The organism is Loigolactobacillus bifermentans DSM 20003, assembly GCF_001434575.1.
GTDB classification, from domain to species: domain Bacteria; phylum Bacillota; class Bacilli; order Lactobacillales; family Lactobacillaceae; genus Loigolactobacillus; species Loigolactobacillus bifermentans.
In genome coordinates this window covers 108,797-131,824 of the sequence record NZ_AZDA01000003.1, presented here as the reverse complement: position 1 = coordinate 131,824, position 23,028 = coordinate 108,797, and the positions used below count along the sequence as shown (strand labels likewise).

Here is a 23,028-nt window from a genome sequence, read left to right as displayed (position 1 = left end):
ACAATTTTAGGAGGTCAATTATGACTTTAGATGAAAAATTAGCTGCGGTTAAAAAACAAATCAAAGAAAAACGGGCTTTATTAGCAACAACAGCTACAGAGGTACGTACTTTAGCTGAAAAAGCTGAATCAGAGGATGATTTTAAGGCAGCCAAGGAAAAACGCGATGCATATACAGCCGCTCAAAAAGAATTAAAGGATTTAGAGGAAAAGCGTGACTTGTATGCTGAAGCACTGAAGGGTATTGAAGTACCAGCTAAACCAAACACACAAGCAGGTACTGACTATCGCCAAGCTTTGAATAACTATATCCATTCCCGTGGTGCTAATGTTGAAGGCTTGAAACGGGTTAAAACAGATGTTGGGACCTTTATCATGATGCGTGAAGGTGAACCAGTTGATGCAAGTGATGCTGTGAACGCTGGTGTCACATCTACAATTGCTAAATCAACCATTCCGGATGCAGTGACTTATGTGCCACAACGGGTGCTGCAAACAGTTGTTGATTTAAAGCAATTTGCGAATATTGTGCCAGTTACTACGCAAAAAGGCAGCTATCCAACGATTGCGAATGCAACCACTAAGATGGCCAGCGTTGCTGAACTGGAAAAGAATCCAGCAATGGCTAAGCCTGACTTTAAAGGTGTCGATTGGGCAGTTGAAACTTATCGCCAAGCATTGCCACTTTCTCAAGAATCAATTGATGATTCTGCAACTGATTTAGTTGGGTTGGTACAAGAAAATGCCGCTCAAATCAAAGTAAATACAACCAACGATGGTGTTGCAGGTATTTTGAAGCAATTTACAGCTGTGGAAGTATCAACACTAGATGATGTTAAATTGATCAACAACAAAAAGTTAGATCAAGCCTATGTACGGACATTAATTGCCAGCGCGTCATTCTATCAATGGTTAGATACGCTGAAAGATGATAATGGGCGGTACTTACTACAAGATTCTATCTTGTCACCGTCGGGTAAAACACTGTTCGGTATGCCAGTTTCAATTGTTGACGACACGCAATTTGGCGCCGATGGTGAAGCACATGCCTTTTTAGGCGATGTAAAACGGGCTGTATTATTTGCCAACCGTGCTGATTTCATGATTCGGTGGGTAGATGACCAGATTTATGGTCAGTACTTGCAAGCAGGGATGCGTTTCGGTGTATCAAAAGCAGACGAAAAGGCCGGCTATTTCTTGACTTTAGGTGACACCACGACTACAGAAGCCCCAAAAAAGTAGCCCCAACGATTGGGGCAGCTAAAGTCGGCACAGCAACTTTGTAAGCGTAGAAAGGATGTTTGAGTATGGCATATACACCCAATGAATGGAAAGATGGCGATGTAATCACCGCCGCTAAATTAAATGCCTTAGAACAAGGCGTTAGTGCAGCAAAGGATGGTGCTACCGGCGCTAAAGGCGACCCTGGTACCGATGGCAAAGATGGCGCGACTGGTGCCACAGGCACATCTGTCACGGCATTAGCCTTAGCGACTGATGCTGATGGTAAAGTGACTGGTGGCACCGCCACTATGTCGGACGGTTCGACAGTTGCAATCACAATCAGCACTGCTACAGCATAAGGTGGTGAGCTAAATGGCGGACGAACTAAAACATGCGCCATTAACTGATGCGCAGTTTGCAGTACTTAAAATGTATTGCAAAATTGACCAGGACTTTGAGGACGGCATGCTAGACGTTTTAGTCAATGATGCAGCCACCGAAATTGCTAGTGCCGTTCAAACTGGGCTGGAACCAGCAGTATTGCTTGCACAACCAACACTGTGTGATCGTTACTTTTCAGCAATCATGAAACAAGTGAAGGAAAATTACGATTATCGCGGTGAAGGCGCTGAAATCATGCGGTATCCGTTACTGGAACCAGTGGTAAACACCATCAACCAATTACGAACCGAGGTGGCAGCCGATGCGGACCAATAACATGCGCGAACGAATTACATTTGTCAGTTACTCAGGTAGCAAGATTAACGGCGTTCCCGTTGATAATGTAAAAACTGAGCAAATGTCAGTTTGGGCAGAAGTGCCTAAAATCCCTATTCGTGAGGTAAATAGCGGGCTTGGTATTCGTACTGACACACCAACATTTGTTGTACGGTTTTTAACGCAACAGGAAATTGAACCAACTTGGCGCATTGAATGGCGTGGTAATGAGTATCAAATTACTGGATTAGATCCTGATTACCAAAAGCGGGATATTACCACCATTACAGCAAAGAAGGTGAGCGCGTGACTGTTACAGGCGAGGCTGATATGCTAGCTAAAATCCATGCATTAGAAATGGGTGTTCAAAAAGACGCACGCGCTGCGGTGAAGGACGGTGCTGAAATCTTTAAAGACGCCTTACAAGCTGATACGCCGGTTTGGTCTGGTGAAACTGATGCACCGGAACACATGAAAGATGATATTCAGGCTACTGGTGTTAAAACGGCTGGCGGCACATTGACGTCTGATATTGGTTATGGCACTACCACTGGCTATCGGGTTCATTTTCCTAACAGCGGCACCTCTAAGCAGGACGCACAGCATTTCGTTGAGGAAACACAGGAACATACGCGTGGACCAATTTTAGCTGCCTTTATCAACCATCTGAAAGTAGGTGGTTAGTTGATTGCTTCAGCGTTGGTTTACGATATTTTAATGGCGTCAACGGAACTGCGTACTAAGCTTGATGCAGTGCGCGGCAAAACGGACCCAAACGATGGTATTTATAACGGTACGCCTGATTTTGATAATTGGACGGATATTCAGATCGTTGATTTGTCACCTTGGCTTCGAATTAGCGATTTGCCCGGCGACGCCGCCGAATATTCGGACGATGATCGTTTGTTAGAATACCCTCGGGTTCAAGTAGATTTTTGGACCCGCAAAGAATTATTACCAGATGCATCAGCCATTGACGAAATCATTAAAAAAGTAATGCACGATGCAGGCTGGGAACGGGTTTATCACAATTCATATGCTGACCATGATACGCCAGCGTTACGCATGACAATTGCATATTTTCAATCACAAGGACTGCCAGTATAGGCGGCCCTTTTAATTTAGGAGGAAATAATTATGGCAGGAGAAACACCAACAAGCACGCCAACAACACAAAAGAAAATTGCTAAGTTCGGGGTGTCAGCCTTTGAGTATGGCGTTGTAAATGACGAAGAACTTTGCCCAACATCGACTAAAGTGCCTGGCTTAAGCTCAGTGAAAATGGACATTAAGGCTGAAACCAAAACGCTGGCAGCCGATGATGGTCCATACTTGATTCTATCCGCTGGTATTACCGAAGCAACGGAAACAATTGAAAACTTTGACGTAAATAGTCAAATGAAAAAGGACTTCTACAACATTCGTGTCGTTGGCGGTACTGAAATTTATCCTAAGAATTTAACACCAAATTACGTCACAACGTTATTCCGTACTAAGTTATCCAATGGTAAATACGTCTGGGTAGCAATGCTGAAAGGGATGTTCACATTGCCTGGTATTGATGCCAAGGCAGTGGATGGCACGCCAGATCCAAACCCAGATTCAATTGAAGGTTCATTTATTCCACGTGGTGACGCTGATACAGGGAATGTCGTTCTGATTGGCCGTGAAGATAATGAAGGCTTTAACTTGGCACAATTCCGTAAATGGGTATTCCCAACGTCTGCTGAAGATGCTGCAATTCCTGATGAAGTAGCTAGCAGTTCAACAACTGGTTCTGGTACGACAGAAACCCCAAAAGCGTAGCCCCGGAAGTCGGGACGGCTAAGGCCGGGGAAGCCACATTAGAAGTTTAAAGTAGTGATTACGTCGCCATTGAAATAAACAATGCGGATAATCCGGGCGGCAAGATAAAGGAGAATAACATGGCTTATAAAATTACCTTAATGATTGATAACAAGGAAAATGAATTCATTCGTAACGGCGAACCGACGTTGAAAGATTTAACCAATGCCTTGAAAGTGCAACAGCAGCAGCTGCGAATGTACACAAAAGAAGCTGGCCCATCAGATCAAGATTTCGATTTGAATGAGGGCTATCTCGCTAAATTTGCAGTTGATTTTTGGCGCGGTGGTTTTACTAAGGTTCAGGTAATTGATGGTGCAACGCATGCGGCAATGTTGGCCATTAATGATGCGATTGGAGATTCGCTAGAAATTGGAAAAGATGACCCAGCGGAAGCAGCCACCGAATCAGTAGATGAGGACAGTACTGCAAAAAAATCACAGCCGCAGACGTTGGAGATGCCCTCGACAACCTCGACGAATTCTACAAAGCAAGACTAGATGAGGGCTATAAACTAGCGGAAGTTGATGCAATGACGATTCATGATTTAGATCGTTTCAGTGAAATTTATACGGAAAAAGAAAAGGAAACCTATATTGATGAGGCATTCCCATTCTTGTTCTAGGAGAGGAGGCACAACATGGTTGGAACTTTAGGACATTTAGCGGCAACAGTATCGCTTGATATTGACCCGTTTAAAGCATCGGCACGAACCTTATCATCAACTATCAAGGCGACAACTGCCGAATTAAAGGCCCAAGACGCTGCCTTCAAAGGGTCTTCTCAGACAATCTCCGGAATGAAAAATGCGTATAGCACACTGAGTAGACAGTCGAAGAATTATGAAGCACAATTGGCAACTCAAGCGGCTAAGTACAAGGAATTGGCTAATGCGGCGGCAAAGGCGGATGGTGACACTGAAAAACTAACAGCACGCCAAGCCAATGCCGCGGCGGCTTACAACAAGACTGCTGCACAAATGTCAGCAGTTAATACTCGTATGACAGCCTTGCGCAAAGAAATTATGCTGCAAGAATCCGGTTGGACTAAAGCATCAGCCGGTGCAGCTAAGTTTTCAACTGTTACTGGTAAAGTTGGCACAACGCTATCTAACTTTGGTAGCAAGGCCAATATGGGTATTACAGTACCATTGGTAACAGCGTTTGCGGCAGCTACTAAAAAGGCCATTGCATTTCAGTCGACCATGACCGAAAACAAAAACTTGTTGCAAACAGGTGCTAGAAATGCCAAAGAGTACGCTTCAGCGACTGGCGAAGTGGCCACCATGAGTAAAGACGCTGTTAATTACAGTAATCATTACGGTGTTAGCGTCCAAAAGATTGCTAATGGCTATCAGGACTTAATCAAACGTGGCTATACAGGCAAGCAGGCTATTGGTGCCATGAAATCTGAATTACAAGCGTCTGTGGCTTCTGGTGATGACTTTAACGACGTAGTCAATGTAGCCAGTCAAACCCTTGAATCATTTGGTATGAAAGCTGATACAACGGCCGGTATGACACGTAACACCAAAGAAGTTGTAAATGATTTAGCTTATGCAGCTGATTTAACATCAACGAAATTTAGCGATTTAGGTGTTGGCATGAGTTACGTTGGATCATCAGCCCACCAAGCTGGCTTTAGTTTATCTGAAACCGCCAGTGCCATGGGGATTTTATCCAACAATGGTCTTGAAGCTGATAAGGCCGGTACTGGGTTACGTAAAGTAATTGTGTCTTTGAGTAACTCAGTTAAAGGCATGGGGTCCGGTAATAATGTGCTAGATAAGCTGGGCATCAAGAAAAATGAAATGGTGGATGCCAACGGTAATTTGCGTAGCATGAGCGATATTTTCGGTGTGATCAACAAGCATACCAAAGATATGAACGGTACAGAAAAAGCTGCCTTATTTAACAGTTTATTCGGAACCACTGGACAACAAGCCGGCTTTATTTTAGCTGACAATGCAAAGCAGCTAGAAAAATTAAATGCCGAAGTTGCCAAGTCATCTAAGAATGATTATGTCGGTAAGCTGTCTGAAAAGAACTTAAAGACGGCCGCTAATCAGTTGAAGATCTTCAAGGAATCTGTTGAGAACTTAGGGATGAGCCTGGCACAAAATCTGTTGCCAACAATTACCCCAATCATCAACAAAGCTTCACAGTTAGCCCAAAAATTCGGCGAATTAGATAGCGGTACCCAAAGAAATATTGTCAAATGGGGCTTATTAGCCGCTGCTATTGGACCAGCCAGCACGTTAATGGGTGGTGCTTTCAAAATCATGTCTGGTGGTGCCGGTATTTTTAGTACGGTTGCCGCCGGTATGGGCCGTGCTACAACCGCTGCTAAGCTAGGCGCTACAGGTATGGATGTTCTTAAAGCTGCATTTAGTAAAACAGGTTTTGAAGCAGTTGGAACGACTAAGAATATTGCTGGCGTGGGGACTGTTTTAGGCGAATCCGCAACAGGTAGCAAGCTTTTTTCTGCTGCAGTTGATACTACTAACGTAGCCTTATCAAAAGCAGAATTGCGGCACATGTCGTTAAGCAAAGCGATTAGAGTAAGTGGTGCATCTGCTACTGAAACAACAGCGGCCTGGCGTGGCGCTCAAGGCGGCGTTACCTTATTTGGCAAAGCCTTAACTACCAGTGCCGGTGAAGTCGGTGTCTTAGGTACCGCACTAACACCATTAGGGGCCGGTTTAGCTGCCACAGCAGTAGCAGTTGGTGCCGGTGTGGCCATTTGGGAGTTATGGGGCAAAAAAGCCTATGAGTCCGGGCAACGCACGCAAGAATGGGGTTCTGACATTGGTGCCGCCGCTGCCAAGTCAGCAGGTGCTATGAAGTCCGCTTCAGGCGAGATTTCGGGAGCATTGGACAACACAAATTCATCAACCAAGGCCAACGTAAAAGCTATCAATGATGGTTTTGCCAGCATGACCGCCGCCGCTAAAAAAGCCGCATCTGAATCAGAATCAGCGGCCAGACGATTAGCGAAATCCTTAGGTGGTAATGCTGCCGAAGCGTTAACCCAAGCAGCAGCCAAAGAAAAAGCGGCCAATGACAAACGCATTAGCCAAATGGAACAAAATGCCAAACAAGCCGAACAAATCACTCGTAACTCAAACAAAACAGGTCAACAACTGACATCTGATCAAATCCAAGTACTGGAAAATTTGCGCCAAAGTAGTGCAGCGCAAGCAGTTAAAACATTGAACCTGTCAGGTAAGCAAGAAAATAACGTATTGAAAGCTATTCTTGGCGAAAAGACAACCATGTCAAAAGCCGCTGCTGACAAGCAATATGAGGATATGCAATATGCCTTGCAAAAGGAATATCGTGCCAATACAGAAGCACAGAACAAGATTAAAAATAGTGCCAAGTTAAGCACTGCTGAAAAAAATGCGGCCTTAGAAGGTTTGGAGCAAGATCACCAGGCCAAGCTAGACACCATTTACACTGGGGCCATTCAAGCCATGAAGGCCCAAGGCGATTCACGCAAAGAAATCTTAAGTAACCTTGAAAGTGCCTTTGATTTAACTGCTGATGAAGCTAATTCGGCCATGAACAGCTATGAAAAAGCCATGAGTAAAGGCGTTAATTCCAACAAGCAGTTTGCCGCATCCGTCACAGATGGCATGTCAGCATCGGTTAAAAAAGCCGGCAACGACTGGAATAGCTTAGTTTTAGATCCTAAAACTGGGAAAGTTGTTACTAATTTAAACCAAGTACTTAAAGACACAGCCAACACGAAGGACGGCTGGAATCGACTGAACTTCGACTTAAAGAACGCCAAAATCAGCACCAATGCCAAACAGGCCATTGTGGATGCTTTAGCAGCATCTGATAAGTGGAATACATTACCGTATTACGAAAAAGATGCCATTATTCGCACCCAAGGCCGTACTGAATTAGCAGACGTAATGGATAAATTTGCAACTTGGGACTCGTTTAGCCTGAAAGACCAACAGGCCATCGTTCACGGGGACTATACGGCGCTGGTGGCTGCTTTGGTTAAGTCTGGCGACTGGAATAATATGTCGCTAAAAGAAAAGCAAGCAGTTGTGCACGACAAAGCGACTACGCCAATCGTGGATGCTTTAGTTCAAACGGGTAAATGGAATGGCCTAAGCGTGCAAGCCAAATCAGCAATCGTTAATGCAAAAGGCAAAGCAGACCTAGCTGACTTAGTTGTGAAGTATGGCCTTTGGGGACAGTTACCAGAAAAGACTAAGAACTTATTGATCAATGATGCTGATGCACGTGCAAAATTAGTATCGGCTGGTGTAGTCCTTGACACTTATAACGCAAAGCCCGTTGCAACTAAAGTGTTTAAAGTCGATGTAACAAGTGCCACAGGCAATTCACAAAAAGGGCAACAAGCAATTGACGCGTATAACGCCAAGCATCCTTTGACCAAGAATTTGAATGGAAATCCAATTGGAATTCAGAATGCTTCTAAAGCATCCATTACAGCCCAAAACGCACATAACAACAAGCAGGACAAAACAAAAAACCTCAATGGTAATGCGTCCAACATCAAAAATGCATCGAACCAATCAGTGGCTGCTCAAAATGCGCACAATAATAAGTCTGACAAGACCAAGAATTTAAATGGTAATGCCTCAGGAATGAAAAACGCTTCAAGCCAGTCGTTATCTGCACAGAATGCGCACAATAACAAAACTGTCAATACGAAGCAACTTAGAGGTAATTCGAGTAGCGTTACAAGCGCCAGTAGTACTTCGATTAGTGCAATCGGACGATGGAACGGCTATGGAGCACACAGTAAGAGCCTTAAGGCCTCTAACCAGGCCGCTGCAGCAGCGGCTGCAGGGGTAAGTGCAATTCTGTCATGGAACTCACATAACCCGGTTGTGCACATCTTTAAAACTATTTATCAAACTGTCAACGGTAAGAAGGCCACTGGTGATCCCGATTTTGATGGTGGCCTAGCAACAGTCAACGATGCACCAGGTAGCATGTACCGTGAAGCAATTACGTTGCCAACAGGTGAAACATTTATCCCATCAGGTCGTAACGTTACCATGGCCTTACCGAAGCATACAAAGATTCAAACGGCCATGACCACAGCTGCCCATTACAACATTCCGCGTTTCGCTTCTGGTACAGGTGATTTTACCGGCGCTGCCAACCATATCAACAACTTGATGCCGCAGCCAGTGCAAGTAAGTCCAATTAGCCGTAATGACAGTACTACTCAGGCATTTGACCCATCTGGCATTATTGCAAATCAGCAAGCACAAATCAGTATTTTCCAGCAACAAAACGTCATTTTAGGCAAAATGGTCGAACTATTATCAGCACAGAATACTGATTCAAACACAGGCCAGGCTGTGCGCCAGTTGTTGCAGCAAGTCAATACAGTTAACGGACAAATCGAAAGGGGGAGATTGAGCTGACACCACTGAGTTTTACATTTAACGGCAAGAATTTATGGGATGATTTCCAGACATTGATCGCGTTAGATTTAGAGTTGGCATCCAGCGAACCCGATGTCACCTTAGTAGATGTGCCAGGTCGAGTAGGGAGTGTCGTGCTGGATAACAAGCGAGACAAGGCCGTGACACAAACCTTTAATCTGTTTTGTAAGTTGCCACACCCGAAAGGTACAGAAATGATGCGTCAAGTCATGGAGTGGTTGCGAACGGATGTTAAGGTGCATGATTTTACGTTAAGCTCTGAGCCGGATTATGTTCGGCACGGGGCTATTTTAACGGCTATTCCAGCTACCGTTAAAAGCGATGGTGTTTATGGGACAGCTGTGTTTAATTTTGAGCCACGGCGGTATTTAAAAGAGTCGCTAGTTGAGCAACAAATCACTTCAGGAGCAGCTTTAAATAACCCTGGCAGCGTTGTAGCTAAACCACGTATTACCATTACTGGTTCAGGTGATATGACACTGGTAGTCAACGGTACCAAGTATGGCATTAAAGGCATGGACCAAGGCATCATCATTGATTCGGATTCACAGTCAATTATTGCTGCGGATCAAACCACCAGTGAGTTTAGCAAGTTTCAAGCTGGCAGCTTTCCGGAGTTAAAAAAGGGTAACAATACGATTACATGGGACAGCGGTTTTACCGCTAAAATTATCCCAAGATTTGCGGTGAAACTATGAGTACACCAATTTTATATGAAGAAGGTACAACTGATTTTTGGAACATGGGTTTAGGGCCATTATCAGATGCCACCACGACAACGGTTACGGAAGAACGTAACGGTGAGTTTGTGCTAGATATGACGTACCCAATTGACGGTGTGCGGGCAACAGCTTTAAAGGAAAAGCGAATTATTGTTGCGGATGCTGGTCACAAGCTGACACATCAGCAATTTGATATTACAGATGTGAAGTCGAACCTTACCATGATTACCGTCCACGCTGAGCACGTAAGCTACCGGTTAAGCCGCTATCCATTACTACCTAGTGTTTCTGGTACGGGGGATGCAAACGAGCTGATCAAGCAGTGGCGTAATGCCATTGTCGTTGATAATAATTTCACTGCTGATTCAGACATCGGTTCGACAAATAGTATTAATTGGACGATTGATAAGGTAACCAGTGCCAGATTAGCGCTAGGCGGCGTTGACGGATCGTTGCTGGATGTATTTGGCGGTGAGTATCGGTTCGATAACGAGCACGTGTCGTTGCTCAATCACCGTGGTAGTGTCGTCAATACGTTGCTGGCCTATGGGCGTAATATCACTGATTTTAATCAGGAAACAGCAATTGACAGCACTTATACATCCATTTACCCGTATGCAACACAATCCAGTACGGATTCCACGGCGGCCAAGATTATCACGCTGCCAGAATATTTTGTTGACGGTGCTTACGTTGATAAGTACCCACAACGCCGTGTGGCAGTCATTGATTTAAGCAGCAAGTTTGACGAAAAAAATCCTGTGACTGTCGATGGCTTACGCGCCGCAGCACAGGATTACATCAAAGCGAACAATGTTGGAGTGCCGACCGTTACCACCAAAATTAGTTTTGTGGATCTATCAAAATCGGCTAATTATGCTGATGTAGCACCACTGGAACAGGTCGATTTGTGCGACGAGGTGCCATTCTGGTTTTCAAAGCAAAATATCAACACTACCGCTAAGGTTAGCCGGGTCATTTGGAACGTACTAAATGACAGCTACGATTCAATTGAACTAGGTGATTTACCAGCAACATTAAGTGACTCGATTAAAACGATCGCCACAACTAGCGCTAGTAACGTTGCCCAAAAAACAACACTGACTTTTTTGCAAGGCGCCAATGGTATTGACGGTAACTTTTATACCGACGGCACCACGGAACCACCGGTCGCTAATAAAATTGGTGATCGCTGGTACCAAAAAGATGGCAATGACATCACCATGTACATCTGGGATGGTACCACTTGGGTGCGCACAGCGTCGACCAAAGATGCTGGCCTAATTGGTAAGCAAATCAAAGCCGCCACCGCCGACCTCCCAAAACTAAAATCCGACATCGAGGCATCACTATCCGCCTCAAACCTAGCCGTAGCCAACGCGGGCTTTGCCAATGATGCTGCGGACCAGGCTAAGTCAGCTGCGGCTAGTGCAAAGAGCGATGCCGCCGGCGCTTTAGCTGAGGCGACTAAGTCATTTAATGACGCTCAGAACGCCATTTCAAACGCGACTAAGGCAATGGATGCGGCTGAGCAAAACCACACCACTGTCACAGGCTTGGTCACTAAAGTTGATGACATTACCGGTACGATCCAGACACTGGCGACGACACAGTCAGTCGACAAGCTGGCTGGTACTGTCACGACGGTCCAAAACTTGGCGCAATTTGCCTCAGATGGGCTTAAGCTTAAAGCCGACAGCTCAACAGTATCGTCCTTAGACGGTCGTGTAACTAAGCTCAGCGGGCAACTTGACATCCAGGCGGATAAGATTGCCGCCACGGTTACCGCTAGTGATGTGACGGGAATGCTGGGTAATTACGCTACTCAATCCTGGTCGCAGGGGCAGATATCTGCTGCTAAAAATGAGATTTCCGCGTCGGTTGAGACGGTGCAAACTCAAGTTAATAACAGTGCTGTAGGAACTAATCTGTACACGGATACCAAGAGTTTTGGTAATCTAGCATCATGGTGCAAATCCAGTTCGTGGACAAAAACTGCGAATACCTATAAAAAATTAGATGTGGTACAAACAACCTACGATTGGGATGGGCTAAGCCAATATGTCCAGGTTAAAAAAGGTGATATTTTAACGTATAGTGTATATGCAAAATATATAAGTGGCACTGGAACAAGTGGCATCTACTGGACGCTCAATGGTCTAACTGAAGGCAGTTATAGCACTGCTGAAGTAGATTCAGGAGTTACCAACGTAGCTTTAACAGATTCATGGCAGAGAGTGTCAGGGACAACAGTTGCCACTAGCGACGGTTATTTACGCCCTCGACTTGAACGCACTAATGGAAATACCAATACTATGCAGATTGCCGGAATCAAGGTGGAAAAAGGTAGCAAAGCTACGGACTGGTCACTCGCGCCGGAAGATCAAGCCACCATTGATTGGACAAAGGCACAACTTGATATTAAGGATAACCAAATTACCGCTCAAATTAGTGACGTGAAAGACGGCTTAACAACCAAATTTACGACCTTACAACAAACCTTGTCAGGTGTCCAAGCGACGGCGAATAACGCTGTGACTCAGGGACAACTAACACTTTTGAGTGATCAGTTTACTAGTACAATTACCGGAGTTAAAAATGACTTAAATAATATGCAGATCGGCGGCACCAATCTAATACCAAACAGCTCTACACCTCAAGTCCTTATACGTCCAGATCAAAGTCCCGACTACCCAGCTTGGGTTAATACAGTGGTATATAGGGGTTTAAAAAACAATGAGACCTATACTTTCTCAGCTTTGGTCACAGCAGAGACGGCTGATAAATCAGCAGAACGATGGGGCATTCGAATTTTCCAGTTAAATGGAAATCATGAAGCTATGAAAACTAACTTCGATGCAAATACAGGTAAACGGCAGTCCGTGACATTTATAACGCCAGATGACGAAATATCTTATGATGTTTATATTTATTCTGGAGGAGTGGGGGTTGATTACACACCATCTGATTTAAAGATTGTTACAACCGTCTCAGATTATAAACTTGAGCAGGGCAATAAAGCCACTGACTGGTCACCAGCACCGGAAGATCAAGCGACAGTTGCGGACGTGTCATCGCAAATTACTCAGCTCCAATCCGACATTAACTTACGCGTTAAAACGGGTGATGTGGTATCACAATTTAACATCGATGCCGGACAAGCACTTATCCAGTCGAACAAACTCTACCTAGACACTTCAACAGTCGTATTTTCTGGCAAAGCCTTTATTCCAACGGCCGTCATCAAAGATTTATCAGTAGATACTTTTAAGGGTCAAACCATTAACGGTAACACAATTAACGTGATTAACATCAACGGCGCCAGCATCGTATCGCAGTCCATCACCGCCGATAAACTAGCCGCTAATGCCATTCAAGTAGGTTTACAAAACTTTAGCTCAACCATGAAAATCACACCCACATCACTAACCATTAATAACGGTGCGCACGATGTATTTCAGCTTAATCAAACTGGTATCCACGTCTGGGACCCAACCAACAACAAAGAAACAGGCTGGATCCACAGCAACACGATTGTTGGGCATGATAATTTATTTGGCCTGACGTTTGATTTATCTCATGATGCTCATTTCATGAGCTGGGCCTATCGTGATGATCCAAATGGAACATATACTCAAAAATTTTCTTGGCTTGATACAACTGCCGCCAATGCAATCGGGGGCACCCAAGGATTCCATTTTTCAAATGATGTTAATTTTGAGAAGGGTATCAGTATCACGAGCGCGTATCAGCAATTGCAGTTTGGAACACAAAATTTTAACAATATAAACTATCCGTATTTAGGATCAGTTAAAGGTACAGCGGGGATCGCTTATGGGACGTCAGCTATATACGTGATTAGTGGCACCACTGTATATAACCTAACTGACTTCATTAAATCAGTAAACACGCTGACTAAAGTTGGACACCTAGCAATACCAACAGCAATCAGATCCGACGGCACCGTCTCAAACTACACAGACTTCACATTCTAAAGGAGATAAAAGCATGCAATTAAAATTTAAAACAGGTCGTTTATTATCCATTATCAATTTTGTAGACAATCTTAAAATCACAGGTCCAAAACCAAATCGAGGGCGCTATCGGCTGTCCAAATTAGTAACGGCAAAGTATAAGGAATGTGAAGATGAACGCTTAGACCTCATGAAAAAGTACGCCGAGTTAGACGGTGGTAACCTGAAGGCCGATGAAAAAAATAACGTCATCTTTAAGAGTGATGAAGACAAGCAAACGTGTTTGGATGAAGAAAAAGAACGTCAAGAATCCGATGCAGTTATCACAGTAGATGATTTTATGGATGTATTAACCGAGTTTTACCAATATTTATGCGGGTACAATGAGCAGCTATCTGGATCAGATGGCTTTTTGTTTGGTCTCATGCTAGATGTTTTCGAAGACGCAGGCTTTACAGAAAAGGAAGGTAAATAATTATGTTAAAAACAAGCAAATCAGTATCAGTATCAGGTCAGTCAGTATTCGGCAATAAAATCGCGGCTAGTATGGCGGGTAATATCGACAGCACAAGCCGCAAGAGCAATTTTAATTGGTCAGCAATGGACCAAGAAACCTATGATGCAAACAAAAAGCAGGTACGCCAGGACATTGCCGACTTCAACAATGTTATGTATGATCTCCAAGACCAAATGGATAGTGAAGCCGCCGCGTCAACAACTGATACGACCGAACCAACGGATGATGGGACAAACGGCGTTACACCAGAAAGCACCCAGGCTTAACTGAGTGCTATTTTTGTGGCGTAAAGGAGGTGATTAAATTACACACCTACCACAACAATTGGAAGGAGGGATTGGTTGGGGTGGAGCTGTCAGATTTATTTGGAACGCTGTCGAAAATGAAGGTGGATCACTCATGGCTTGTGGGCACAGTAGCTAGCATTCCGATGATGATTCCAGGTTGGGTCCAACACGAAGAGTGGGAGATTCACCACAATGAACTGATTCTGGTGCTGGCATTTATCATTTTGATGGACTGGGTAGCTGGGTCACGTTTGGCTCATAAGGCTGGCCACAAGCAAAGCACGCACTGGAACGACAGCCTAATTCGCGATGTGATGATTCTCGGTATGTGTGTGGCTGCCAGCTTGCTGGATGACGCCATGCACACAGGGTCATTTTTATTTTTCGTGATCACGATGGCTTTTGTCCATCACAATTTATACAGCCTGTTGGCTAACCTGGCACTGCTAGGCTGGGACAAGTATTTTCCGGTGGGATTATTACGGTGGCTAAATGATGAGCTGGTAGCCAAAGCACACAAGTATTTTGGAGGCGATTATAGTAACGATGACAAAAACAAAAAGCATTAAAACAGGGGCGGTTGCGTTAGCAGCGGCCTTTTTGGCTGCGCCTGTGGTGCTATCAGTGCCAGCGCATGCTTACACGATTGATTACACCTACGCATTCGGCGCAGGCCAAGGGTCCACATTAAAGGCCAACAATTTATACATCATCTTGCATGATGTTGGGACTGAGTCAGGGGCAGCTGCTAACGCGAATTACTTTGATAATAACTGGTCAGTGTCTCAAACGTACACGCAGTTCACCGTTGGTGACGGCGGCAAGGTCTACCAAATCGGCGAACCGGGTTACCAGGCTTGGGGTGCTGGGGCATACGCTAACGCCAACGCACCAGTACAGATTGAGTTAGGGCATGCACAAACGTATGCGCAATTTAAGCAGGACTACGCAGCGTACGTCAAACTGGCCCACGACATGGCCGTCAAATTTGGTGTGCCATTGCGGTTTAACGACATCAACGGTGGTATCATCACGCACCAATTTGTCTCGGACAACATTTGGGGCGATCATCAAGACCCAACGGCCTATCTTGCTAAGTGGGGTGTATCTACCGCTATGCTTGGCCACGACGTAGTGACTGGTGTATCTAGCCTTGGTGGCACAACGTCCACAGCACCTAAAGGCGTGATTACATCAGCTGTAAAGCCAACGACTAGTGCAGGACTAACGGCGGAAACTGGGTCGTTTACTAATGGCGACCAACAGATTCAGGCCCACTATTCGCCTAGCCTGTCTGGTCAAAAAGCTGGTCAGTTACCGGCTAATTGCACTGTGCATTATGACGGGTACATCAACGCAGATGGCTATTGCTGGGTACACTACACGTCATATAGTGGCGACAGCATTTACTTGCCGGTGCATCCTACGGGCAGTGCAAACAACGTTTGGGGCACTTTTAAATAGCTCATCGACGCAGGAAAGGCGGTGGTGCTCATGATCTAGCAAGAAAGTGTTGAGTAGCTCAACACTAAAAACTCTTAGCTCAACATTCAACACAAATATTAAAATTGAGGAAGTGAACAAATCCCCTTTGTTCAAGTTTCCACGGCGTCTATCTCATTGCGAGGTAGGCGTCTTTTTTATTTTGAGCAACAAATAACCCCGCCGCTTAATGCAGTGGGGTTTACACTTTCTACTATTATAATGCTCATTAATCTCACGTCCCGCCTGAATTTATCGAGGTGCAGAGTTTACACCTCGTTTACACCTAAGGTTACTTTTTATACCTTTTTAGTCCATTTTTTCAAGATTGACATTTTTTGAAAACCTTGTAATATTGGGATTTGTACGTAAATACTCAGAATTAAAATACTTGTTTTACTTACTTTTAGTATGTTAATATAATTGGGAGGTGATTGCAATGGCGACGAAAACAGTAAGTGATTGTCAGCAACGGCAATTTAGCCTATGTCCAAAATTCCAAAAGACTTTTATGATCTTAGGGAAAAAATGGAATGGCTTGATTGTAGATGTGTTGTTGGAGGATGGCGATCAACGGTTTAAGGATCTTGCACAAAAGATTCCTAAGTGTAGCGATCGCGTCTTAGTTGAACGTTTAAAAGAATTGGAACAAGAAAATATTGTCACACGTAAGACGTATCCAAATTCTTCATTGATCAAGTACGGTTTGACGCAACAGGGTCAAGATTTAGATCAAGTGATGACGGCTGTACACGGATGGGCTGATCAATGGTTAGACGTTTCGACCTGCGTGGAAGAGTTGACGCACTAGCGAATTGTGCTAGAATAATATCAGATAAAAGACGTTGATGGGAAATAGTAGGAGACGCATTTTTGTTCAGAAAGATGGACCGTGGCTGTAAGTTCATTCGTTAAATGCAATCTGAATTCACTCCCGGAGTTGGCTTTGGGCGGATCACAAAAAAAGTACCGGTATCTACCGTTATCAGGTTGAAGTTGTAGCGCTTTTTTGAAGTGCTAAATTAGGGTGGTACCGCGATGCCTCGTCCCTTTGTAGGGATGGGGCTTTTTTTGTGGCCTCAAGCAGATTTTAATAAAGGAGTACGCTTATGAGTTTACAAGATAAACTAACTGATTTACAAAAAAAGGGTTTGAAAGATATTCAAGCCAGCCGAGATTTAAAACAATTAAATGACATTCGGGTGCATTTACTCGGTAAAAAAGGCCCGATCACAGAGGTCTTGCGCGGGATGCGTGACCTGGCTAAAGAAGAACGACCAGTGGTTGGGAGTTTCGCCAACAAAGTGCGTGATGCCTTAACAGAGGCAATTGAGGGGCAAAAAGCAGCCTTAGAACAGGAAAAATTAACCCAACAATTGGCGCATGAAAAAATCGACGTGACGTTACCTGGACAACAACCGAAATTAGGCACTCATCACGTGATCATGCAGATCATCGAACAGTTGGAAGATACTTTCTTAGGCATGGGCTTTAAAGTGGTTTATGGCTATGAAGTGGAAGAGGAAAAATACAACTTCGAAATGTTGAATATGCCAAAAGATCATCCAGCGCGGGATATGCAAGACACCTTCTACATTACCAAAGATATTTTAATGCGCACCCACATGTCACCAGATGAGGCGCGGGAACTGGAAAAACACGATTTTAGCAAAGGGCCTTTAAAAATGGTCAGTCCTGGCCGCGTTTATCGTCGGGATACGGATGATGCCACCCATTCACATCAATTCTTCCAAATGGAAGGACAATACATTGGGGAACATGTTACGATGGCTGATTTAAAAGGCACGTTGGAATTTGCCATTCGCCAAATCTTCGGCGAAGATCGACAGATTCGCTTCCGGCCAAGTTATTTTCCATTTACAGAGCCTTCTGTCGAAGTGGATATTTCCTGTTTCAAGTGTAATGGCAAAGGCTGCGCCGTTTGTAAACATACTGGTTGGATCGAAGTGCTTGGCGCTGGGATGACCCATCCGAATGTGCTGAAAGCAGCTGGCGTTGACCCAGAGGTTTATGGCGGCTTTGCCTTTGGTTTAGGAATCGATCGGTTCGCCATGCTGAAGTATGGCATTGACGACATTCGGAATTTCTACTTAAACGACGTTCGCTTCTTAGATCAATTCACAAAGAGAGGATAAGACATCAATGAAAGTTTCATACAATTGGTTAAAAGAATATGTTGATATTACGGCGACACCAACCGAATTAGCAAATAAAATCACCTTAACAGGTATCGAAGTGGAAGGTGTCAGTCGCCTTGCAGATGGGTTGAAGAAACTTGTTGTTGGCTATATTGAAACGGCCAAACCGCATCCTAACTCTGATCATATGACGATTTGTCAGGTTAATATTGGGGCGGCTGATTTAACACAAATCGTTTGTGGCGCACCTAACGTGGCAGCTGGTCAAAAAGTGATCGTAGCCTTGCCAGGGGCTCGAATTGCCGGCAATGAAAAAATCAAAAAAGGCAAATTACGTGGCGAAGTTTCAAACGGCATGATCTGTGCGTTACAAGAAATTGGCTTTAGTAATGATATCGCGCCACAAAGTTATGACACGGGAATCTATGTGTTGCCAGCGGACGCTAAAGTCGGCGAACCCGTTTTCCCATACTTAGGTATGGATGATGCGGTATTGGATCTTGCAATCACCCCAAACCGCGCTGATGCTATGAGCATGCACGGTGTGGCTTATGAAGTGGCAGCGATTTATGGCAAAGACGTTCATTTTCCAGAAACAACGCTAACAGAAGATCCTGATAGTCAAATTGCTGATTATTTAACGGCTAGTGTGGTCAATGCAACGGATGCTCCAAGCTATAATTTGCGGGTGATCAAGGACATTAAAATTCAACCAAGTCCACTATGGCTCCAAAAGCGGCTGTGGAATGCGGGTATTCGCCCAATCGATAACATTGTCGATGTGACGAATTACATGATGCTCACTTTTGGGCAACCGATGCACGCGTTTGATTACGATCAAATGGCAAGCAAGCAAATTGCTGTTCGTCGGGCAACGGCGAATGAACCTTTCACCACATTAGATGGCGAAGAACGGACTTTAACCCCAGATGACATTGTCATTACCAACGGCGATGTGCCAACTGGTTTAGCCGGTGTCATGGGTGGTTTGGACAGTGAAATCACACCGAAAACCAAAACAGTCGTCTTAGAATCTGCTATTTTCAACCCAACGTTGATTCGAAAAACAGCGCAACGTTACAACTTACGTAGCGAAGCGTCTTCTCGTTTTGAAAAAGGGACGAACAAAGGCATTGTGTTGCAGGTATTGGATGCAGCTGCCGCGTTAATGGCTGAGTTAGGTGATGGGAAAGTTGTCAGCGGTGTGGTATCACCCACACACTTAGCGGCAACACCCGTTAACGTAACGGTGACCCAGGCCCAGATCAACCATAAACTTGGCACAACGATTACGATTCCTGAAATCACTAAAATTTTCCAACAACTTCATTTTGACGTGACGGAAGATCAGGGGACGTTTAACGTCAGTGTGCCAACACATCGTTGGGATATTGCGATTGCCGCTGATTTAATTGAAGAAGTGGTGCGGTTATACGGCTATGATCGCATTCCAGCGACGTTAACTGCTAGCGCGTCAACGCCTGGTATTTTAACGGCCAACCAACGGTTAATGCGCCAGATTGATCAACAACTAGAAGGAAGTGGTTTAAGCCAAGCCATTAGCTATGCTTTAACCACACCAGAGAAGGCCCAGGCCTTTAATTTAAACGCTGCTTGGCAACCAACCAGTGTTGATTGGCCCATGACACAAGATCATCAAACGTTGCGGATGAGTTTGATCAGTGGTTTGTTGGATGATTTGGCCTATAATGTGGCGCGGAAGCAAACAAATGTTGCCTTATATGAACAAGGTCGTGTTTTCGTTAAAGATGATGCTGATCAGACCCGACCTGCAGAAGTTGAGCATTTAGCAGGGGCTGTGACAGGTATTTGGCAGGCAGCTTCTTGGCAACAAAAAGAACAAGCAGTTGATTTCTATGGCTTAAAAGGCATTGTCGAACAATTGTTGCACAATTTACATTTAAATGATGGGATTCAGTATGTGGCGACGGAAACACGGCGTAACATGCACCCTGGGCAAACAGCTGATATTTACGTCGGTGAGACCTTAGTCGGCTTTATGGGCCAGATCCACCCACAAGTGGCGCAGCAAAACCATTTAGCGGCGACGTTTGTATTTGAGTTAGATATGACTCAGTTACAGGCGTTAGCGGCAACACCGGTGGTTTATCAGCCAGTTGCGAAATACCCAGCTGTCACACGCGACATTGCGTTATTGGTCGATCGTCACGTCCAACATCAGGCAATCGTGGCGGCGATTTATGCTAAAGGTGGGGCATTCCTACAAGATGTTACCTTATTTGATTTGTATGAAGGGCACCACGTTGCACCTGGCAAAAAATCGCTGGCTTACACCTTAACGTATCAAAATGCCAATGATACCTTAACCGATGACCAAGTCAATCAAGCTTTTGAAAAAATCAAAAAATTGGTTGTTTCAGAATTTAATGCTGAAATCCGTTAAAAACTGGGATAAGGTTTTACAATTTTATTAATTACACGGAAATAACCTGCATTGCAGGTTATTTTTGGTATAATTACCACTGATATTGTCAAGGCCGGTTTGTCATGTGGTGAACAGCAGACAAACGGGTCTTGGCGATTAAAATCTAAGTTAAGATCAGTTCACCAGCTGAATGGCAGTAACGGTGACATACAATTTTGTTTAAACAAAATCTAACCTTAGATCATTTAGGAGGCCCATGTTTCCGACGTGGCGGTGTTCGCCCGACGGAATGGTGATCCTCCGAAATGAAATTTTGTGGTAACAAAATCTACCTTAGATCATTTAGGAGGTTCCAAGTGCCAAGTCAAGATAAGCAACCAAAGCGACGTGCGAAACACGTTGAAGTTCGTCAAGATGCTCGCGATTTAGCGGATAAGCGGGTGGCTGAAAAGAAAATTGTGGATAAAATCGTCTATTGGATCGTTGGGATTTTAGTGGTCCTTATTTTAGGCGGTGTTTTAATTGGGGCACTTTATGTGCATACTGCCTTGCAACCTATCGATCGGCATAGTACTAAAAAGGTTGATATTAGCGTGCCATTAGGGGCATCTAATGAGCAAATTGGTGAAACGCTGGTTAAGCAAAAGGTCATTAAAAATGCTAAAATCTTTACGTATTATGTGAAGTCGCACAATTTTTCAGCATTTCAGGCAGGATTTTATGAACTAAAACCATCGATGTCCGTTAAAGAAGTGGCCAATCAACTGAGTAATGGTGGCAGTCAGATCAGCAAGCATCGGGTGTTGGTTAAGGAAGGTATCACGATTGATCAAATTGGTGATCAGATCGCCAAAAAGACGCCATACAGTAAAAAAGCATTTTTGAAATTAATGAAGGATCAAACTTTTGCCAAACAATTGGCGAAAAAGTATCCAGATTTATTAGCATCTAGTATGGCTAAGAAAAATGTTCGTTATCATTTGGAAGGCTATCTTTATCCCGCAACTTATAACTATTATGACGGTCTCAGTTTGAAGGGTCTGGTTCGGCAAATGGTTGCACAAGAAAATACGTACATGAAGTCTTATTACAAGAAAATCAAATCTGAAGGGTTAACGGTACAACAAGTGCTGACTTTAGCGTCATTGTGTGAACGTGAAGGGAATAATGCCAGTGATCGCGCCAAAATTGCTGGGGTCTTCTTTAACCGAATCGCGGCAGGGATGCCATTACAGTCTGATATTTCGGTGATGTATGCCTTAAATACCCATAAAACGCATTTGTATAATAAAGATACAGCTGTGAAATCACCTTATAACTTGTACAAGAATAAAGGTTATGGCCCAGGACCATTTAACAGTCCTAGTATTGCCTCCGTTCATGCCGTGTTAAATCCGAAGTCACGCGCAATGGGTTACTTGTATTTCGTGGCCGATCTGAAAACGGGGAAAGTCTATTACTCACAAAACTTTGAAGAACACACCAGCACAAACACTGGTATTCAAACGAAAAATAATAGTGTCAACTAAGGCAACTATAAAAAATGCTTTTTTAGAATTTACAACTTGCTGTTCGCGTGGTACGCTTGTGAACGTTATAGAAAAGCTTAATTGAGGTGGAACAAAGTGGCAGAACAAGAATACCCAATGACTGCGGAAGGTAAACAAAAGCTTGAAGCAGAATTAGAAAAATTAAAAACAGTCACCCGTAAAGAAGTCGTTGAACGCATTAAAATTGCGCGGAGTTTTGGTGATTTATCTGAAAACTCAGAATACGAATCAGCTAAAGACGAACAAAGCTTTGTCGAAAGCCGAATCGCAACGATTGAAAACATGTTACATTATGCCAAAGTCGTTGACAGTAATGCGGTTGCAAACGACGAAGTATCAGTTGGTAAAACGGTCACGTTTGTTGAAGATGGTGAAACAGACGAAGAAAGCTACACGATTGTTGGTGCAGCTGAATCAGATCCAATGTCTGGTAAGATCTCAAATGAATCGCCCATTGCCAAAGCGTTGTTAGGCAAGCATACTGGTGAAAAAGTTTCGATTGCAACACCTGCTGGTAGCATGGACGTTACCATCACGAAGGTGGCTGGCTAAAACAAATGAACGCTGCTTTTGAGTCTGTTTTCAGATGCAAGGGCGGCGTTTTTTTGTGGTTATCAGTCTTAAGACCGATGAAAGTTGCGACTTAAGCAAGCCGCCAAGCGTGCGTACGCTTGGTATACTAAAGAAAACTTATTTTCAATA

20 protein-coding genes and 1 other annotated feature are annotated in these 23,028 nt (G+C 44.2%); all 20 genes read left to right on the top strand.

Translation table 11 applies throughout. The features are described 5' to 3' along the window. Window positions 1-20: 20 nt before the first annotated feature. The 20 genes from FC07_RS01340 to greA all read left to right on the top strand — a co-directional run bounded on the left by FC07_RS01340 (window position 21) and on the right by greA (window position 22,878). Entirely contained in the window at window positions 21-1,241 is a 1,221-nt protein-coding gene (locus tag FC07_RS01340; RefSeq protein WP_057903329.1) for a phage major capsid protein, read from the top strand. A gap of 65 nt (window positions 1,242-1,306) precedes the next feature. Further along, complete coding sequence (locus FC07_RS01335) at window positions 1,307-1,582, top strand: hypothetical protein (protein ID WP_057903328.1); 276 nt, start codon at window positions 1,307-1,309, stop codon at window positions 1,580-1,582. Between the two features lie 13 nt (window positions 1,583-1,595). Further along, window positions 1,596-1,940, top strand: coding sequence for a head-tail connector protein (locus tag FC07_RS01330; protein ID WP_057903327.1), 345 nt, complete (start codon window positions 1,596-1,598; stop codon window positions 1,938-1,940). Beyond that, entirely contained in the window at window positions 1,927-2,250 is a 324-nt protein-coding gene (locus FC07_RS01325; protein WP_057903326.1) for a head-tail adaptor protein, read from the top strand. The genes FC07_RS01330 and FC07_RS01325 overlap by 14 nt, the downstream gene beginning before the upstream one ends. Continuing rightward, a complete protein-coding gene (locus tag FC07_RS01320) occupies window positions 2,247-2,624 on the top strand; it encodes an HK97-gp10 family putative phage morphogenesis protein (RefSeq protein WP_235807423.1) in 378 nt (125 codons plus the stop codon). The genes FC07_RS01325 and FC07_RS01320 overlap by 4 nt, the downstream gene beginning before the upstream one ends. Further along, window positions 2,625-3,047: a phage tail protein gene (locus FC07_RS01315; protein WP_235807422.1), complete on the top strand. Its 423-nt coding sequence runs from the start codon at window positions 2,625-2,627 to the stop codon at window positions 3,045-3,047. Window positions 3,048-3,077: 30 nt separating this feature from the next. Beyond that, window positions 3,078-3,746, top strand: coding sequence for a major tail protein (locus FC07_RS01310; RefSeq protein WP_057903325.1), 669 nt, complete (start codon window positions 3,078-3,080; stop codon window positions 3,744-3,746). Window positions 3,747-3,865: 119 nt separating this feature from the next. After that, window positions 3,866-4,285, top strand: a complete 420-nt coding sequence (gene gpG, locus FC07_RS01305; protein WP_057903324.1) for a phage tail assembly chaperone G — start codon at window positions 3,866-3,868, stop codon at window positions 4,283-4,285. A 140-nt stretch (window positions 4,286-4,425) separates the two neighbouring features. Further along, window positions 4,426-9,207, top strand: coding sequence for a phage tail tape measure protein (locus FC07_RS01300; RefSeq protein ID WP_057903323.1), 4,782 nt, complete (start codon window positions 4,426-4,428; stop codon window positions 9,205-9,207). 53 nt (window positions 9,208-9,260) lie between these two features. Beyond that, window positions 9,261-9,926 carry a hypothetical protein gene (locus tag FC07_RS01295; protein WP_057903322.1) on the top strand — a complete coding sequence of 222 codons (666 nt, stop codon included), beginning with the start codon at window positions 9,261-9,263 and terminating at the stop codon, window positions 9,924-9,926. Further along, complete coding sequence (locus FC07_RS01290) at window positions 9,923-13,945, top strand: phage tail spike protein (protein WP_057903321.1); 4,023 nt, start codon at window positions 9,923-9,925, stop codon at window positions 13,943-13,945. Before FC07_RS01295 ends, FC07_RS01290 begins: the two co-directional genes overlap by 4 nt. Before the next feature lie 13 nt (window positions 13,946-13,958). Next, window positions 13,959-14,399 (top strand): DUF1617 family protein, encoded by a 441-nt coding sequence (locus tag FC07_RS01285; protein ID WP_057903320.1) that lies wholly within the window; start codon window positions 13,959-13,961, stop codon window positions 14,397-14,399. A gap of 2 nt (window positions 14,400-14,401) precedes the next feature. Further along, window positions 14,402-14,707, top strand: coding sequence for a hypothetical protein (locus FC07_RS01280; protein WP_191981077.1), 306 nt, complete (start codon window positions 14,402-14,404; stop codon window positions 14,705-14,707). Between the two features lie 80 nt (window positions 14,708-14,787). After that, window positions 14,788-15,297: a phage holin family protein gene (locus tag FC07_RS01275; RefSeq protein ID WP_057903319.1), complete on the top strand. Its 510-nt coding sequence runs from the start codon at window positions 14,788-14,790 to the stop codon at window positions 15,295-15,297. Next, entirely contained in the window at window positions 15,275-16,192 is a 918-nt protein-coding gene (locus FC07_RS01270) for an N-acetylmuramoyl-L-alanine amidase (protein WP_057903318.1), read from the top strand. Before FC07_RS01275 ends, FC07_RS01270 begins: the two co-directional genes overlap by 23 nt. Window positions 16,193-16,649: 457 nt before the next feature. After that, window positions 16,650-17,021, top strand: coding sequence for a winged helix-turn-helix transcriptional regulator (locus FC07_RS01265; protein WP_057903317.1), 372 nt, complete (start codon window positions 16,650-16,652; stop codon window positions 17,019-17,021). Between the two features lie 25 nt (window positions 17,022-17,046). After that, window positions 17,047-17,264: a binding site (T-box leader), on the top strand. Window positions 17,265-17,319: 55 nt separating this feature from the next. Beyond that, complete coding sequence (gene pheS / locus FC07_RS01260) at window positions 17,320-18,366, top strand: phenylalanine--tRNA ligase subunit alpha (protein ID WP_057903316.1); 1,047 nt, start codon at window positions 17,320-17,322, stop codon at window positions 18,364-18,366. Window positions 18,367-18,373: 7 nt separating this feature from the next. After that, on the top strand, window positions 18,374-20,794 hold the full coding sequence (pheT, locus tag FC07_RS01255) for a phenylalanine--tRNA ligase subunit beta (protein WP_057903315.1): 2,421 nt from the start codon (window positions 18,374-18,376) through the stop codon (window positions 20,792-20,794). 422 nt (window positions 20,795-21,216) lie between these two features. Further along, window positions 21,217-22,305, top strand: a complete 1,089-nt coding sequence (mltG, locus tag FC07_RS01250; protein ID WP_057903349.1) for an endolytic transglycosylase MltG — start codon at window positions 21,217-21,219, stop codon at window positions 22,303-22,305. 96 nt (window positions 22,306-22,401) lie between these two features. Further along, window positions 22,402-22,878 carry a transcription elongation factor GreA gene (gene greA / locus FC07_RS01245; RefSeq protein WP_057903314.1) on the top strand — a complete coding sequence of 159 codons (477 nt, stop codon included), beginning with the start codon at window positions 22,402-22,404 and terminating at the stop codon, window positions 22,876-22,878. Window positions 22,879-23,028: the final 150 nt, after the last annotated feature.